The 13,746-nt window shown below is 70.5% G+C and carries 11 protein-coding genes; 8 read left to right on the forward strand and 3 right to left on the reverse strand.

The window, feature by feature from the left end; translation table 11 throughout:
- The first annotated feature begins 7 nt into the window (after nt 1-7).
- The 6 genes from dnaK (at nt 8) to D7V77_RS05015 (ending at nt 8,925) form a co-directional block, all read left to right on the forward strand.
- The gene (dnaK, locus tag D7V77_RS04990; RefSeq protein WP_120575131.1) at nt 8-1,921 is read left to right on the forward strand and encodes a molecular chaperone DnaK; all 1,914 of its coding nucleotides are present in this window, start codon (nt 8-10) and stop codon (nt 1,919-1,921) included.
- Between the two features lie 219 nt (nt 1,922-2,140).
- Nucleotides 2,141-2,998, forward strand: coding sequence for a hypothetical protein (locus D7V77_RS04995; RefSeq protein WP_120575123.1), 858 nt, complete (start codon nt 2,141-2,143; stop codon nt 2,996-2,998).
- A 28-nt stretch (nt 2,999-3,026) separates the two neighbouring features.
- A complete protein-coding gene (locus D7V77_RS05000) occupies nt 3,027-3,434 on the forward strand; it encodes a thiol-disulfide oxidoreductase DCC family protein (protein WP_120575124.1) in 408 nt (135 codons plus the stop codon).
- A gap of 54 nt (nt 3,435-3,488) precedes the next feature.
- Nucleotides 3,489-6,020, forward strand: coding sequence for an AAA family ATPase (locus D7V77_RS05005; RefSeq protein ID WP_120575125.1), 2,532 nt, complete (start codon nt 3,489-3,491; stop codon nt 6,018-6,020).
- A 35-nt stretch (nt 6,021-6,055) separates the two neighbouring features.
- Nucleotides 6,056-8,338 carry a vWA domain-containing protein gene (locus tag D7V77_RS05010; protein WP_120575126.1) on the forward strand — a complete coding sequence of 761 codons (2,283 nt, stop codon included), beginning with the start codon at nt 6,056-6,058 and terminating at the stop codon, nt 8,336-8,338.
- A 17-nt stretch (nt 8,339-8,355) separates the two neighbouring features.
- Complete coding sequence (locus tag D7V77_RS05015; protein WP_120575127.1) at nt 8,356-8,925, forward strand: PspA/IM30 family protein; 570 nt, start codon at nt 8,356-8,358, stop codon at nt 8,923-8,925.
- Between the two features lie 10 nt (nt 8,926-8,935).
- On the opposite strand, the gene D7V77_RS05020 is transcribed toward D7V77_RS05015, so the two are convergent.
- Nucleotides 8,936-9,817 carry a diadenylate cyclase gene (locus tag D7V77_RS05020; protein ID WP_120575128.1) on the reverse strand — a complete coding sequence of 294 codons (882 nt, stop codon included), beginning with the start codon at nt 9,815-9,817 and terminating at the stop codon, nt 8,936-8,938.
- A 125-nt stretch (nt 9,818-9,942) separates the two neighbouring features.
- On the opposite strand from D7V77_RS05020, the gene D7V77_RS05025 reads away from it, so the two are divergent.
- Nucleotides 9,943-10,305: a TraR/DksA C4-type zinc finger protein gene (locus D7V77_RS05025; protein WP_120564404.1), complete on the forward strand. Its 363-nt coding sequence runs from the start codon at nt 9,943-9,945 to the stop codon at nt 10,303-10,305.
- Nucleotides 10,306-10,381: 76 nt separating this feature from the next.
- On the opposite strand, the gene D7V77_RS05030 is transcribed toward D7V77_RS05025, so the two are convergent.
- Nucleotides 10,382-11,149 carry an FHA domain-containing protein gene (locus tag D7V77_RS05030; RefSeq protein WP_014395768.1) on the reverse strand — a complete coding sequence of 256 codons (768 nt, stop codon included), beginning with the start codon at nt 11,147-11,149 and terminating at the stop codon, nt 10,382-10,384.
- Between the two features lie 111 nt (nt 11,150-11,260).
- Here D7V77_RS05030 and D7V77_RS05035 point away from each other — a divergent pair, with 111 nt between their 5' ends.
- Nucleotides 11,261-12,937, forward strand: coding sequence for a serine/threonine-protein kinase (locus tag D7V77_RS05035; RefSeq protein WP_120575129.1), 1,677 nt, complete (start codon nt 11,261-11,263; stop codon nt 12,935-12,937).
- 58 nt (nt 12,938-12,995) lie between these two features.
- Here D7V77_RS05035 and D7V77_RS05040 read toward each other — a convergent pair.
- Nucleotides 12,996-13,746: FHA domain-containing protein (locus tag D7V77_RS05040; RefSeq protein ID WP_120575132.1), on the reverse strand; the 751-nt coding region annotated here is incomplete at its 5' end.

Consider the following 13,746-nt stretch of genomic DNA (forward strand, 5'->3'; position numbering starts at 1 on the left):
GGGAACCGTGGGCAAGATTATCGGAATCGACCTGGGCACCACGAACAGCGTGGTGGCGATCATGGAGGGTCGCGAGCCCAAGGTCATCGTCAACGAAGAGGGAGCCCCCACCACGCCTTCGGTGGTCGCGTTCACGAAGGACGGGGAGCGCCTGGTCGGTCAGGTGGCGAAGCGCCAGGCCATCACCAACCCGGAGCAGACCGTCTACTCGGTGAAGCGCTTCATGGGCCGCCGTTTCGAGGAGACGACCGAGGAAGCGAAGCTCGTCCCCTACAAGGTGGGCCGTGGCCCCAACGGCGACGCGCGCGTGGACATCGCCGGCAAGCAGTACAGCGCGCCGGAGATCAGCGCGCAGGTGCTGCTGAAGCTCAAGCGCGCCGCGGAGAACTACCTGGGTGAGAAGGTGACGGAGGCGGTCATCACCGTCCCGGCGTACTTCAACGACGCCCAGCGCCAGGCCACCAAGGATGCCGGTGAGATCGCCGGCCTGACGGTGAAGCGCATCGTGAACGAGCCGACCGCGGCGGCGCTCGCGTACGGCATGGACAAGAAGAAGGATGAGAAGATCGCCGTCTATGACTTCGGCGGCGGCACCTTCGACGTGTCCATCCTGGAGGTGGGCGAGAACGTGGTGGACGTGCTCGCGACCAACGGCGACACGCACCTGGGCGGTGACAACATCGACCTGGAGATCATGAACTGGCTGATCAGCGAGTTCAAGAAGGACACCGGGCTCGACGTCAGCAAGGACAAGATGGTCATCCAGCGCCTGAAGGAGGCGGCGGAGAAGGCCAAGATAGAGCTGTCCAGCGCGACGCAGACGGAGATCAACCTGCCGTTCCTCACGGCGGACGCGTCGGGTCCGAAGCACCTGAACGTGAAGCTCACGCGCGCCAAGTTCGAGCAGATGATTGGCCCGCTGGTGGAGCGTTCGCTGGAGCCGTGTCGCAAGTGCCTGAAGGACGCGGGGCTGGACCCCAAGGAGCTCAACGAGATCGTCCTGGTGGGTGGCTCCACGCGCATCCCCATGGTGCAGGAGGCGGTGAAGAAGCTGTTCGGCAAGGAGCCGAACCGCTCCGTGAACCCCGACGAGGTCGTGGCGCTGGGCGCCGCGGTGCAGGCGGGCGTGCTCGGCGGCGAGGTGAAGGACATCCTCCTGCTGGACGTGACGCCGCTGTCCCTGGGCGTGGAGACGCTGGGCGGCGTGATGACGAAGCTCATCGAGCGCAACACCACCATCCCCACGCGCAAGTCGGAGACCTTCTCCACGGCGGCGGATGGCCAGACGCAGGTGGAGATCCACGTGCTGCAGGGTGAGCGCGAGATGGCGGGCGACAACCGCAGCCTCGGCCGCTTCCACCTGACCGGCATGCCCCCGGCGCCGCGCGGCGTGCCGCAGATTGAAGTGACGTTCGACATCGACGCGAACGGCATCCTCAACGTCAACGCGAAGGACAAGGCGACCGGCAAGGAGCAGAAGGTCACCATCAGCCACTCGTCCGGCCTGTCGAAGGACGAAGTGAGCAAGATGGTCGACGACGCGCGCAGCAACGAGTCCGCGGACAAGGCGCGCCGCGAGCTGGTCGAGGTGAAGAACCAGGCGGAGAGCCAGTCCTACGCCGCGGAGAAGATGATCAAGGAGAACAAGGACAAGCTCACCCCCGAGGTGGCGAAGGCCGTCGAGGACGGTGTCGCGGAGCTGAACTCCGTCCGCGAGGGGCAGGACAAGGACGCCATCAAGGCGGCCCTCGAGAAGCTCCAGCAGGCCAGCTACAAGGCAGCGGAGGAGATGTACCGGGCCACCGGCGGCGCGCCGGGCGCCACGCCTCCTCCGGGCGCCGAGCCCTCCGCGGCTCCGGGCTCCAGCGCCCAGCCGTCCGCGAAGGACGACGTGGTGGACGCCGAGTTCCGCCAGTCTTGACGCCGTGAGCCTCCCGCCCCGCGGCGGGGGCTGAAGTCCCAAGGGCCGGTGCTCCGACGAGGGGCGCCGGCCTTCTTCTTTTCTCCGCGGCGGTGGACGGGTGTGCCGGACGCGGGATGAGGGCCGGGAGCAACCCCGCGAATTCACGCGGGAGCGTGTGGCGGAGGCACTGCAAGGGGAGGGTGGGTTCCTCGCTGTCCACCACGAAGGTGTCCCGCCATGTCCCGCATCGACTCCCTGCTGTCCGGCGTCCTCCCCGACCTCGCCGCGCCCGAGGGCGCATCGCTTCCCCTGGCCCCGCGTTTGGAGGCGCCTTCACGGACGTCGGCTGCTCCGGCCAACTCCGTGGAGGTGTTTCGGGGGACCGGCGCGCAGGCCACGACTCCCTCGAGGGCGCCGCAGGTGGCGCCCCGGGCGCGGGAGGGCAACGGCTTCGACTTCGGCGTGGGGGGCGCGTTCCCGCCGAAGCCCACGGGCTCCATCCAGGAGCAGCTGAAACAGGGGGCGCGGCTTCTGGAGCAGACCCAGGCCGCCGCCTTCAGCGTGACGTTGGACAAGGGCGCCTCGATGGATGCCTACGCGCGCAAGCAGCTGGGGCACCTGGACCCGAGCCCGCCGATTGCTGGCGCTCCCACGGCGCTCACCGACTACACCAGCACCATCCCCGGCGTGTCCGCGAGGGACGCCTTCGAGGCCTTCGTCAGCAACCCGGAGCTGCTCTTCGGGGCGGCGGGCATCTCGCTGCGGCCGGCGGCGAGCGCGCTGACGGATGGCGCCCGGCTGTTCCTGGAGGAGCAGGGGCCGCCGCCGGTGTGGGCGCCCATCGCCGTGAAGCTCAACGAGACGGAGCGCGTCGTCCACATCACCACCCTGGACGGACACCCGCTGCGCGGCACCAACCAGTTCGTCTTCGACGACGACGGCAGTGGCGGAACGCGCATCCGACAGTACTCGGCCTTCCAGGGCAGCTCCCCGGCGACGTCGGTGGGCATGGCGCTGATGGATCCTATTGAACGGCAACACGACATCTGGCGCAGCGTGCACGGACAACTGCATGAGATGCTCAAGCCGCGTTGACATACTGGGCGCAAGGGGACGCTGACGCATGACGACGCTCCAGACGACACCGCCGGGACATGACGTGGTGCTCTACGACAGCCACTGCCGCGTCTGCAGCGGCGCCGCGCGGGAGATGCGCAAGGTGGTGGGCGGGCAGGGTACGCGGCTGCTCTCGTTCCGCGACGAGGGCGTCCTGGACGCTTTCCCAGGGGTGAGCTTCGAGCGCTGCGAGAAGGCCATGCAGCTCATCCAGGCGGACGGCCGCGTCCTGGAGGGAGCGGAGGCCATCGTCCGCGCGCTGGGCCGGCGGCCGTTGGGGCGGCTGCTCTACGTGTACTACGTCCCCGGACTGCGGCAGCTGGCGGACGCGGTGTATGGGGTGGTGGCTCGCTACCGCTTCCGCATCGCGGGTCGCAACTGCCCCGACGGGGCCTGCGCGGTGCACTTCAAATAGGGGGAGGGGCGCGGGTAGCATGCGGCCTTCCCCGCATCCTCCTCTGGCCCTTTAGTGACTTCGCCTCCTCCCAACCTGCAGGCCGCCCAGTCCTTTCGCCGCTTCTTCGGGGAGCTGAGAGAGACGTACCTGGAGCGGGAAACGCTGTTCACGCAGATTGAGCTGGCGCTGCTCTGCCGCGAGCACGTGCTGGTGGTGGGGCCGCCCGGGACGGCGAAGAGCGCCGTCGCCAGCGCCGTCCTGGGGCGCATCACCGACGAGGTGTCCGGCCTGCCGTCGCTGTTCTCCAAGCAGATCGCGGAGACGACGCTGCAGACGGACCTCATCGGTCCGGTGGACTTCAAGGTGCTCACGGAGACGGGGCGCACCGAGTACCTCACCGACGAGGGCATGCTGGGCGCGGTGCACGCGTTCCTGGACGAAGTTTTTGACGGCCGGGACATGCTGCTCCGCTCCATCCTCAACGTGATGTACGAGCGCGAGCTGAAGCACGGCCGCAAGGTGACGACCGGCCGCACCGAGTGCGTGGTGATGACGAGCAACCGGTACCTCACGGAGGTGCTCGCGCGCTCGCCGGAGCTGCTCCTGGCGTTCGCGGACCGGTTGAGCTTCATCAGCTTCGTGCCCAAGGCCTTCGCCCGGCGGGAGAGCCGGGCCGCCATGCTGCACCGTTTCGTGCACGGGACGCGGCCGGACCTGCGCGCCACGTTGACGCTCCAGCAGTTGGACCTGCTCCAGGACGCGGTGGCCCAGGTGAAGGTGCCCGGCCACGTGCTGGAGGGCGTGGAGATGCTCACGGACGCGCTGGAGCGCGCGCTCGTGGCGCAGGTGTCGAAGCTGCCGGACTACGTGCCCACGAAGTACTTCTCCCAGCGTTCGGTGGTGAAGGCGCTCTGGACGTTGAAGGCCGCGGTGGTGCGCGATCAGATCTACCGCCGCCCGGACCGGCCGCTCGAAGCGACCGTGGAGGACCTGGACGCGCTGCGCTGGTTCTTCCTCCTGGGCGGTCCTCCCGCGGCGGAGGCGGACGCGCTGCTCAAGGCGGCGGTGGACCCTCGTGAGCGGGCGCAGCTGGAGATCGTCCGGCTGGAGCAGCGCACCTTCGACGAGGTGCTGGGCAAGGTGCGGCAGGAGCTGGGCGGTGGCGTGGAGCGCGAGGCGACGACGCTCGCGGCCGCGGACGACGTGAACGCCGCGGAGGGCCTGAGCCGCAACTGGCAGGCGGGCGTGGTGTCCACCACCGCGCGCGGCGTGCTGGGCAAGCTGGTGCCCGGGCCTCGCCACGGTCAGAACCGGGCGCCGCTGCTGGTGGCGGCGCGTGCGCTGGTGGCGGCCCTGGAGCAGCGGCTGTCTCGGGGCATGACGGCGGGGCAAGGGGAGGGGCGCGGCGGTGTGGCGTTGCTCATCGCCATCCGCGACGTCCTGGAGCTGAGCCGGTCGGTTCCGGAGCTGAAGCCGGGCTACCCCGCGCTGTGCGAGTCGGCCGCGCGGTTCCTGGAGCAGGCGCTGGAGATGAGCGCGTCCGCGGCGGAGGGGCTCGCGTTCGAGGACAGCGTCAAGATGGAGTGGCTGGTCGGGCTCGCGGAGAACCTGGAGGAGGAGCTGGGCGTGATGGGCTCGCTGGCGGCGATGCTCAGCGAGGCGGTGCCCTCCCTCCACGAGCGGCTGCGCGACGCGGACAAGGACACTCGCCGCCGGGTGGTGGCCGCACTCCGACGCCGCGTTTCGGCGGCGTTCCCCGCCCAGGCGCCCCGGGGCCGCAAGGATCCGCTGGATGCGCTGTCCGCGGACTCGCGGCGGCTCACCCAGCTGGAGAACGCCCTGACGGCGTTGGATCCGTCCCAGGCGGGGTTGAAGCAGGAGCTGCTCCGGCCACTGAGCGTGGCGTACGCGCGCGAGGTGCTGGGCGCGACCCCGTTCGAGCGCATCGAGCAGTACGGCCGCGCGGTGCAGGCGGTGGCGGAGAACCTGCGCCGCGAGGGCGTGACGGCGGAGCCGGTGCTCGCCGAGTGCCGCGACCTGATGGAGAACCGCCTCCGGGAGCATGCTCGCGTGCTATCTCGCGAGGTGGCCAGCCCGCCGCCGGCACCCAACGCCGTGCTCAATGGCGACGCGTACACCTACTACCGGGGCGAGCTGTCCGCGCAGGCCCCCGACGGCGAGCTGACCGCGCTCGTGGGCCTGGACGGCCAGCTGATGGCGGCACGTCCCCCGTCCTCATCCGCGTTCCTCTCCGACACTGTCCGCGCGGCCGTGGCCGAGGCGGAGCTGTCCTTCCTCCAGTCGCGCATCAAGTACCTGCGCAGCTGGCTGACCCAGCTGCTGTCCGCGCTGCCCGCCCCGGAGGCCCTCAACGGCCGCGCCGACGCGGAGCGCACCTTCGAGCGGCTGGTGCGCAGCCGCTTCCCCCAGCTCGCGCTCAAGGAGGGCGAAATGGTGAGGCTCAAGGCCACGCTGGGCATGCTGGAGACGCTCCCGGGCGAACTGGGAGAGAGCGCGCGCAAGCTGTCCGCCCAGCTTCGCGGCATCGACGAGGACTTCGGACGCTTCAGCCGGCAGGTGCTGGAGCGGCGGACCGCGCAGTGAGCGCCGGGGCAATTTTTGGAAGGCGGCGCTGAGACGTGCTGGCGCGTCGGCTCACTCCCCTGCGGCAGCGCCTGGATGCGCTCCGCCAGCCCGTGGCGGCCCGTGGCGGCCCGTGGTCCTGGCCCTTCGGCCGCAAGCTGAAGGGGCCGGAGGACATGGGCCTGCCGGTGCTCGTGGCGCTCGACCGCGAGTTGGATCGCGTGGGCGTCCACACCGCCGCGGATGCCCGGCTGTTGCTCGCGCTGGGCACCCAGCGGGGCAGGGCGGGGGCGCTCGCGCAGGGGCTCGCGACGCGCGCGAACCAGGCCCTGGAGGAGTACGAGGAGTGCCTGCGCCTGGTGGAGAAGGCGCACCGTTCCGGCGAGATGCCTTCGGGGGCCCTCACCGCGCTGGACCGCGGCTTCGTGCGGCTGGCCCGCGCGGTGAAAGTGGCGGATCTCTTCAGCCGGCCGCTGGAAACGCAGGGCGGTGAGGACGCGCCGTTCGAGATCTTCGAGCGCCCGGCGGGGACGACCCGGGAGCGGCCCCCGGCCAATGCGCGCCTGGCCGTCGCGGAGCTGCTGGCCGCTCGTGCTCGGGACAACGTCATCGACCTGGTGCAGAAGCGGCGCGATCTGGACCTGGCCCACGAGATGCTGCTTCGCCTGGGCACCACGGACGCGGATCGCGCGCGGAGCATGGCGCTGCGCACCGACGTGGCGGAGGCGCGCGAGCGGGTGCGCGAGGTGCCGCCCACGCGCTCCCTGGAGGCGCTGGTGCGCGGCGTGAGGAAGGCCGCCCAGGAGGATCCCCGCGAGGCCTACCGTTCGTTGCAGGGCCTCTACGAACGCGCCATCGAAGCGGGAGACGCGGAGCTGGCCTCGGCGGCCCGGCGCGCGCTGACGCCGCTGCTTCCCCCGGAGTCCCGGCTGACGCGGATGGTGGAGGAGGCGGAGGCGGGCACGCGGCTGCAGTGGCTGGGGGAGGCGGATGCCGAGGCCGACTCCGGACGCGAGGCGGAAGACGCTCCGGACGAGCAGCTCGCGGACCTGGCGTTCTCACTGAAGCCGGAACAGCTGGCCACGTTCGACCTGGCGGCGGGGTGCGCGCGCTTCTTCGACGTGGAGGACGCGTTGTCGGAGGAGATCGTCGAGAAGGATGCCGCCGCCGTGCGGGCCGTCCCGCGCCAGGTGCCCTATCCGACGCAGACGATGTCGTTCGATACGACGGGCAGCCTGGATGAGATCCACCACTTCGTCATCACGGATCCACGGCGCCTGCTCCAGGACCTCGCGGGGCACCGGCAGCTCGTGCGCACGTACCTGGACGACGCGCCGCCCCCCAAGCCGCGCAAGGTGAAGCGCACCGCCGTGCGCGTCTACGTCTGTGACGCCTCCGGCTCCATGCACGGCGCGCGGGCGCGCTTCCGTGACGCGTTGATCATCGCGGAGCTGAACAACCTGCGCGTGAAGGCGCGGCGCGAAGAGAACTTCGATCCGCTCTACTTCAGCTTCTTCAACGACGTGCCCACGGAGCTGGCCCGCGTGGACACCGCCGCGGAGGCGACCCGGCAAATTGAGAAGCTCTTCCGGGACTCTCCCGCGGAGGGGCAGACGGACATCTCGCTGGCCCTCCTGTCCGCCTTCGACTCCATCCGCGCCGCGCAGGGGCGCGACCCGTACCTCGCTCGCGCCACGGTGGTGCTCATCACCGACGGCGAGGACCGCGTGGACCTGGACCTCATCCGCCGTACGCGCGCGCCCATGGGGGCCCTGGACATCGCGCTGAGCTTCATCTCGCTGGGAGAGGAGAACCCGGACCTCAAGTCCCTGGTGCTGGAGCAGCGCGCCGCGGGAGGCCGCGCCTTCTACCACCCGCTCTCCGACGAGGAGATCCGCTGGGCGCGCACGGAGTTCGACACGCCCTGGCGCACGCTCCTGCCTCGCGACGTGCCGGCCTCGCTGGAGGCCCTGGAGGCCCTGGCCCCGCACCTGGACGCGCTGGAGGCGGTGGCGGCGGGTCGCGCACCCGGGGCGGGCGTCGCCGTGGAGGCCTCGTTCGACGCGCTCTTCCCGTCCACTCCCGCGGCGTCCACCGTGCCGGAGACCCCCGGTGCGGAGCTGGTGGCGCGGGTGGCTGACATCCTGGAGGCGGTGGGCGAGGCCGCGTCGCTCGCCTCCGCGGACCGGCGCGCGACGGAGAGCGTGGTGCTCCTGCAGCACCTGCTGTCCGTCTACGGACTCACGCCCGCGCGCTACCTGGCCGTGCTGTCCGGCGGAGGGCGTCCGGTGGACGAGGCGTTGGAACGGGTGCGGTTGCTCTGCCGCCCGTTCGGGTAGGCTTCAAGGCACGCGCCATGTTCGGCTTCCTCAAACGCAAGAAGACACCCGCGGCGCCCGTGGACCCGTTGGCCACGTTCGACCGGCTCATCGAGGACCTGGAGCGTCAGGCGGCCGAGGTGCGCAAGTCCGCCGCCACGCTGCTGGCCCTCAAGGGCGAGCTCTCCCGGGGAGTGACGCGCTACACAGCCCGCCTGGGCGACATCGCCGGACGGCGTCAGACGGCGCATGACCGGGGGGACGCGAAGGGCGTGGGCGTGCTGGAGCGCGACCGCGTGCAGACGGAACGCCTGTTGGAATCCACGCGGGAATCGCTGCGGCGCGCGGAGCGGGACTCGGCGCTGCTGCTCGGCGCGGCCGGCGAGCTGGGCGAGCGCGTGGTGGACCTGCGCATCGAGCGGGAAAGTGCATCCGCGCGCATGGCCGCGGGTGGTGTCGTCACGGAGGCACTGCGCGAGCAGGTGGAGCGCTTCGACCGGGTGATGGCGCTGGATGCGGCGCGCGACGAGGTGGAGAAGGCGCACGCCCTGGCGGACATCTACCGCGAGGAGCACCAGCCCCACGCCGCGCCCGAGCGCGTGAAGTAGGGCAGGGCGCTCAGGTCCGCCGCGCTGTCTGGTGCAGCTCCAGCACGATGTTGCCGCCCTTGAAGAGCCGCACCGCGCCGGAGGTCTGGCTCACCGTGAGCGCGATGCAGTGGGTGGAGGACGTGATGCCCGCGGAGGCCGCGTGGCGCGCTCCCAGACCCAGGGGAATCTTCACCGTGTCGTCGTTGGCGGACAGGTAGCGGCCCGCGGCCAGCACCACGCCGTCCTCGCGGATGACGAACGCGCCGTCCAGCACGGAGAAGTTCTTGATGGCGTCGCGAATCTTCGGGTCGAGCACGTTGCGCTCGGACTCCGACAGGCCCTGGAACGGGTTGATGGTGAGCTGCCGGCTCTTCTCCAGCACGCTCGTGTGGTCGCCAATCGTGATGATGGTCCCGATGGGGTGGCCCTCGAAGCCCTCCTGGCCAATCTGCAGCGCCAGTTGAATCAGCGCGTCCACCACCTGCGAGTTGAACTCCTCGCCCAGCTTCACGCCCTCGATGGCCAGCCGGTCGTCCAGCGATCCTCCGATGCGCATCTGCATCAGCATGTCCGGAGCGCGGCCCACCTTTCCCGTCATGCAGAGCACGAGGTCGCCTTCCTTGAACGCTCCCTGGGACAGCGCGGAGACGAGCGCCACCTTCACGCGCTCCGTGCGCGAGTAGTCATACGCGGGAATGACGAGCGCGCGGGCCTTCTTGCGCAGGAGCTCCTGCGCCAGCGGCTCCAAGGTCACTGCGTACACCAGCTTCTTGCGTGCGGGCTTACCCCGGAGGTCGTCCGGCGAAATGGGCGTGTCGCAGATGTAGAGGAAGTGGTCGACGTCGCTTTTGGCGGCCAGGGAGAGCGCCGAGCGCAAGAATTCCCGATCGAACTTCGTGTTGTCGCTCAAGGCGCCCCTCGTGCACCCACGTTTTAAAGCAGGTCAGCTTGACACTGGGAACTGCATGAATAAAGCTTTCGGGCCCTTTTTTTCGGGGTCAGGCCCCCTCTACCCGTCCAACGGAGCCGCAGGCTGTGAACCAGAAAGATCTCAAGCGTTACAAGAAGATGCTCGAGGACAGCAAAACGAGCCTGCTCGAAAGCGCGAAGAAGACCCTGGTGGAGGAATCGTCCTTCGACACGGACGACCTGCCTGACGAAATCGACCAGGCCGCTTCCGAGTACACCCAGTCCATGGTCTTCCGTCTGAGGGACCGCGAGAAGTTCCTCCTGCAGAAGATCGACGGCGCCCTCAAGCGCGTGGAGGACGGCACCTTCGGCATCTGCGAGCGCTGCGAGGAGGACATCTCCCCCAAGCGTCTGGATGCGCGTCCGGTGACGACGCTCTGCATCCGCTGCAAGGAAGAGCAGGAGAAGAAGGAGAAGTCCTACGGCTAAAGGCCGTGGCTTCACCGGGCCGCACGGGGCTCCGATGCCCGTGCGGTCCGCGCCTCTCGAGCGAAGCGCCGTTGCTTCAGGCCGCCGCGGGCTGGATTTCCACCCGCAGCAGCTGACGGCCGATGAGGAAGTGGTCGCCGTTGTCGACGAAGGTCGGCCCCGCCAGGCGGATGAAGGTGCCGTTGGACGAGCCGACGTCGCGCACCATCAGCCGGTCCCCGCGGACCTGCAGCAGCGCATGCCGCCCGGACACGAAGCCGTCCGTGGGGAAGGCGATGTCGCCCTGCTCACGACCCAGCAGGTTGTCGCCGTCCTTGAGCGGGAAGGCCGCGCCGCGCAGGCCGCCCTCCAGCAGTTGGATGAGCCGCAGCCGGTAGCCGGGATCCGGCGAGCCCCACACCTGCGTGCCGCCGGGCCCCAACGCCGCGGCGGGGATGGGCTCCAGCACCATGCGCTGACGGCCCAGGCGCAGCTCACCGCCGGCGGGCAGCTCGCGCTCATTGCGCAGGCGCACGAAGACGCCGTTGGCTCCGCCCACGTCCTCGATGGCGAGCCGGGCGCCGGAGAAGAAGAAGCGCGCCTGCACGGGCATGATGAACGGGTCGTCGTTGAGCGCGATGTCCGCCTGCTGGCCGCAGGTGAGGGTGTCGCGCTGCATGCGCACGAGCGCTTCAGGGCCGCCGTCCGCGCGCACCACGCGGATGGACACCTGTGGGCGCGACGAGATGTGCGCCACGGCCATCACCATGGTTCCGGAGCGCAGCGCCGAGCCGCAAGCTCGGCAGACAGTGGCATCCCGGGAATTCTCGGTGTCACAGCGGGGGCAATAGTCCACGGCGTCCATGCGAGTTGCCCTTCTAGCAGGCCCGCGCCGCGTTGGGGGGCCCGACAGCGTACGGCTTGCCCCCACCCGAGGGGCATGGTGAAGTCCCGGGCCCACTGACTGGACGCTGACGTGTACTGCCCTTCCTGCGGCGCCGACGCCGAAGACTCCTCCCGTTACTGCCCCGCCTGCGGCGCGACGCTCCTGCGCTCGGCGGAGGGCGGCGACGAATACGTGGGCAAGACGATTGCCTCCAAGTACCGGGTGGAAGCCCTCATCGGCGAGGGCGGCATGGGCAAGGTGTACCGCGCCCGGCAGCTCGCGTTGGACAAGGTGGTGGTGCTGAAGGTGCTGCGCCACACGCTGCTGTCGGACGAGCGCACCGTCGCGCGCTTCCAGCGCGAGGCCAAGGCCGCCAGCCGTTTGAACCACCCCAACTCCATCAGCGTGCTGGACTTCGGCCAGGCTGACGACGGCGCGCTCTTCATCGCGATGGAGTACGTGGCCGGGCAGGACCTGCATCAGATCCTCAGCCGCGAGTGGCCGCTGGGCGAGGCGCGCGTGGTGCGCATCGCCCTCCAGATCCTGAGCGCGCTGTCGGACGCGCACGGCGCGGGCGTCATCCACCGGGACCTCAAGCCCGAAAACATCATGGTGGAGCAGCGCCGCAACGAGCCGGACTTCGTGAAGGTGCTGGACTTCGGCATCGCGAAGATCACCGACTCGCAGGACGAGGGCCCGGCCCTTACGCGCGCAGGCTTCGTGTGCGGCACCCCCGAGTACATGTCGCCCGAGCAGGCGCGGGGCGCGGTGTTGGATCACCGCTCGGACCTGTACGCGGTGGGCGTCATCCTCTACCAGCTGACGACGGGCCTGCTCCCCTTCGAGTCCGACTCGGCGGTGGGCTTCGCCACCAAGCACCTCACCGAGGAGCCGCCCCCGCCCACGCGCCGCCGTCCTGATGCGCGCATCTCCCCAGGCATGGAGCGGCTGATCCTCCGCGTCCTGTCCAAGGACCCGGATGACCGGCCGGCCAACGCCGGGGCCTTCAAGGCGGAGCTGCTCGCCGTCGACAAGGAGCGCCGTCGCGGAGGGGCCGCCGCCAACGACACGGGCGGGCGCCGTCCCCAGGCGTCTGGCGTGCTGGCCCCCATCCCGCGCAAGTCCCAGGCCGCGCACAACGCCGCCCGCAACAACACGGCCTGGAACGACGTGACGGTGGAAGCCACCGTGCAGGGCCTGCCGCATTCGCGCACCCCTGTCTCCGAGGAGTCCACGCTCGCGCAGGAGGGCACCCGGACCTCCGTGGCCGCGCCCGCCTCCGGTGGCGGCGACGGCATCATCCTCTTCTTCAAGGCGCTCACCACCGTGCTGGTGCTGGGGGCGGTGGGCTTCTTCGTCTACTACTTCGGCATTGGCGCGGGCAGCGGCTCCGAAGGCAACCAGTACGTGGCGCCGCCCAACGCGCCCCGGCTGCTCACCTCCGGTTCGGATCAGCCGGACTACCTGCGGCAGATCCCCAGCAACGCGCGCAACGTGGACAAGGCGCGCAAGCTGACGCAGGACGGGGACCGCGACGTGATGGCCGGGGAGCTGGGCCGCGCGACCTCCAGCTACAAGGAGGCCTTCAACTTCAACCCGGAAGCGGAGCTGGCCCTCAAGCTGGGTGAGCTGTACTGGCAGCGCGACAACACGGACGAGGCCCGCGGCTGGTGGGTGCGCCACCTGACCGACATGCCCGACTCGCGTGCGCGCGCGTACATCGAAGTCCGGCTCGGCAGCCCGGTGGCGCGTCCCTCGTCGCCCTGAGTGCCGGTAGTACCCGGCCCGGACCGACTCGGCCCGGTGCCGCGCGGGCCGCTTCCCGTCAGCCCAGCGTTTCGACCTGCATGACGTGCTGGCCCAGGCGGACGCGGTCGCCCGGACGCAGGGGGCGCTCCGTCGCGGGCGGGATGCGCACGAAGGTGCCCAGGCCGCCGGAGAGGTCGCGCAGCATCGCGCCGGTCGCCGTGGGGCTCAGCTCGCAGTGCCGGCCGGCGAGCCCCTCGTCATTCGGGTACGCCAGGTCGCAGTGGGCCTGTCCGATGGTGAGCAGCGCCGCGGCCGTCACCACCGCGCGGCCCGCCCTGCCACCCATGTGAACCTCTTCCACGCCGTACAGCGCCTGGCCGAGCGGCGCGGGCGAACCATACGGGGTGGGCCGGCCCGCCACGGGCGCGGGGGACTCCACGCGGCCGGTGAAGCGGAACAGCCGTTGGCCCGCGCTGAAGAGGGCTCGCGGCGCCAGCGGCTCCGTGCCGGCGAAGGTGACGTAGACGCCCGACGCGCTCGACTCGTCGCGCACGTAGAGGGCGCCGTCCTTCACCAGGAAGGTGGCGTGCAGCGGCGACACGAAGACGTCGTCCGGGAAGAGGATGGCGCCGCGCTGGCGGCCCACCACGCAGCCCGTCACCGGCAGCTTGTAGCGCTGGCCGCGCGTCGTCCCGGCGATCACCGCCAGCCCGAAGCGCGACGCCACGGGCGGAGGACGCGCCGTGGCGCCCGTCGTCGCGGGGGGCGTACCCGCCGGAACCGGCGCCGTGGCTCCCGTACCGCCGCGAGGGGGCAGGGCGTTGTCC

The organism is Corallococcus sp. CA041A (assembly GCF_003612075.1).
Lineage (GTDB): Bacteria > Myxococcota > Myxococcia > Myxococcales > Myxococcaceae > Corallococcus > Corallococcus exiguus.

Excerpts from the sequence above, each read along its gene's own strand:
- D7V77_RS05015 (WP_120575127.1), top strand. The coding sequence starts at position 8,356 with ATGTTCGGCTTCCTCAAACGCAAGAAGACACCCGCGGCGCCCGTGGAC.
- D7V77_RS05000 (WP_120575124.1), top strand. The coding sequence starts at position 3,027 with ATGACGACGCTCCAGACGACACCGCCGGGACATGACGTGGTGCTCTAC.
- D7V77_RS04995 (WP_120575123.1), top strand. The coding sequence starts at position 2,141 with ATGTCCCGCATCGACTCCCTGCTGTCCGGCGTCCTCCCCGACCTCGCC.
- D7V77_RS05030 (WP_014395768.1), bottom strand. The coding sequence starts at position 11,149 with ATGGACGCCGTGGACTATTGCCCCCGCTGTGACACCGAGAATTCCCGG.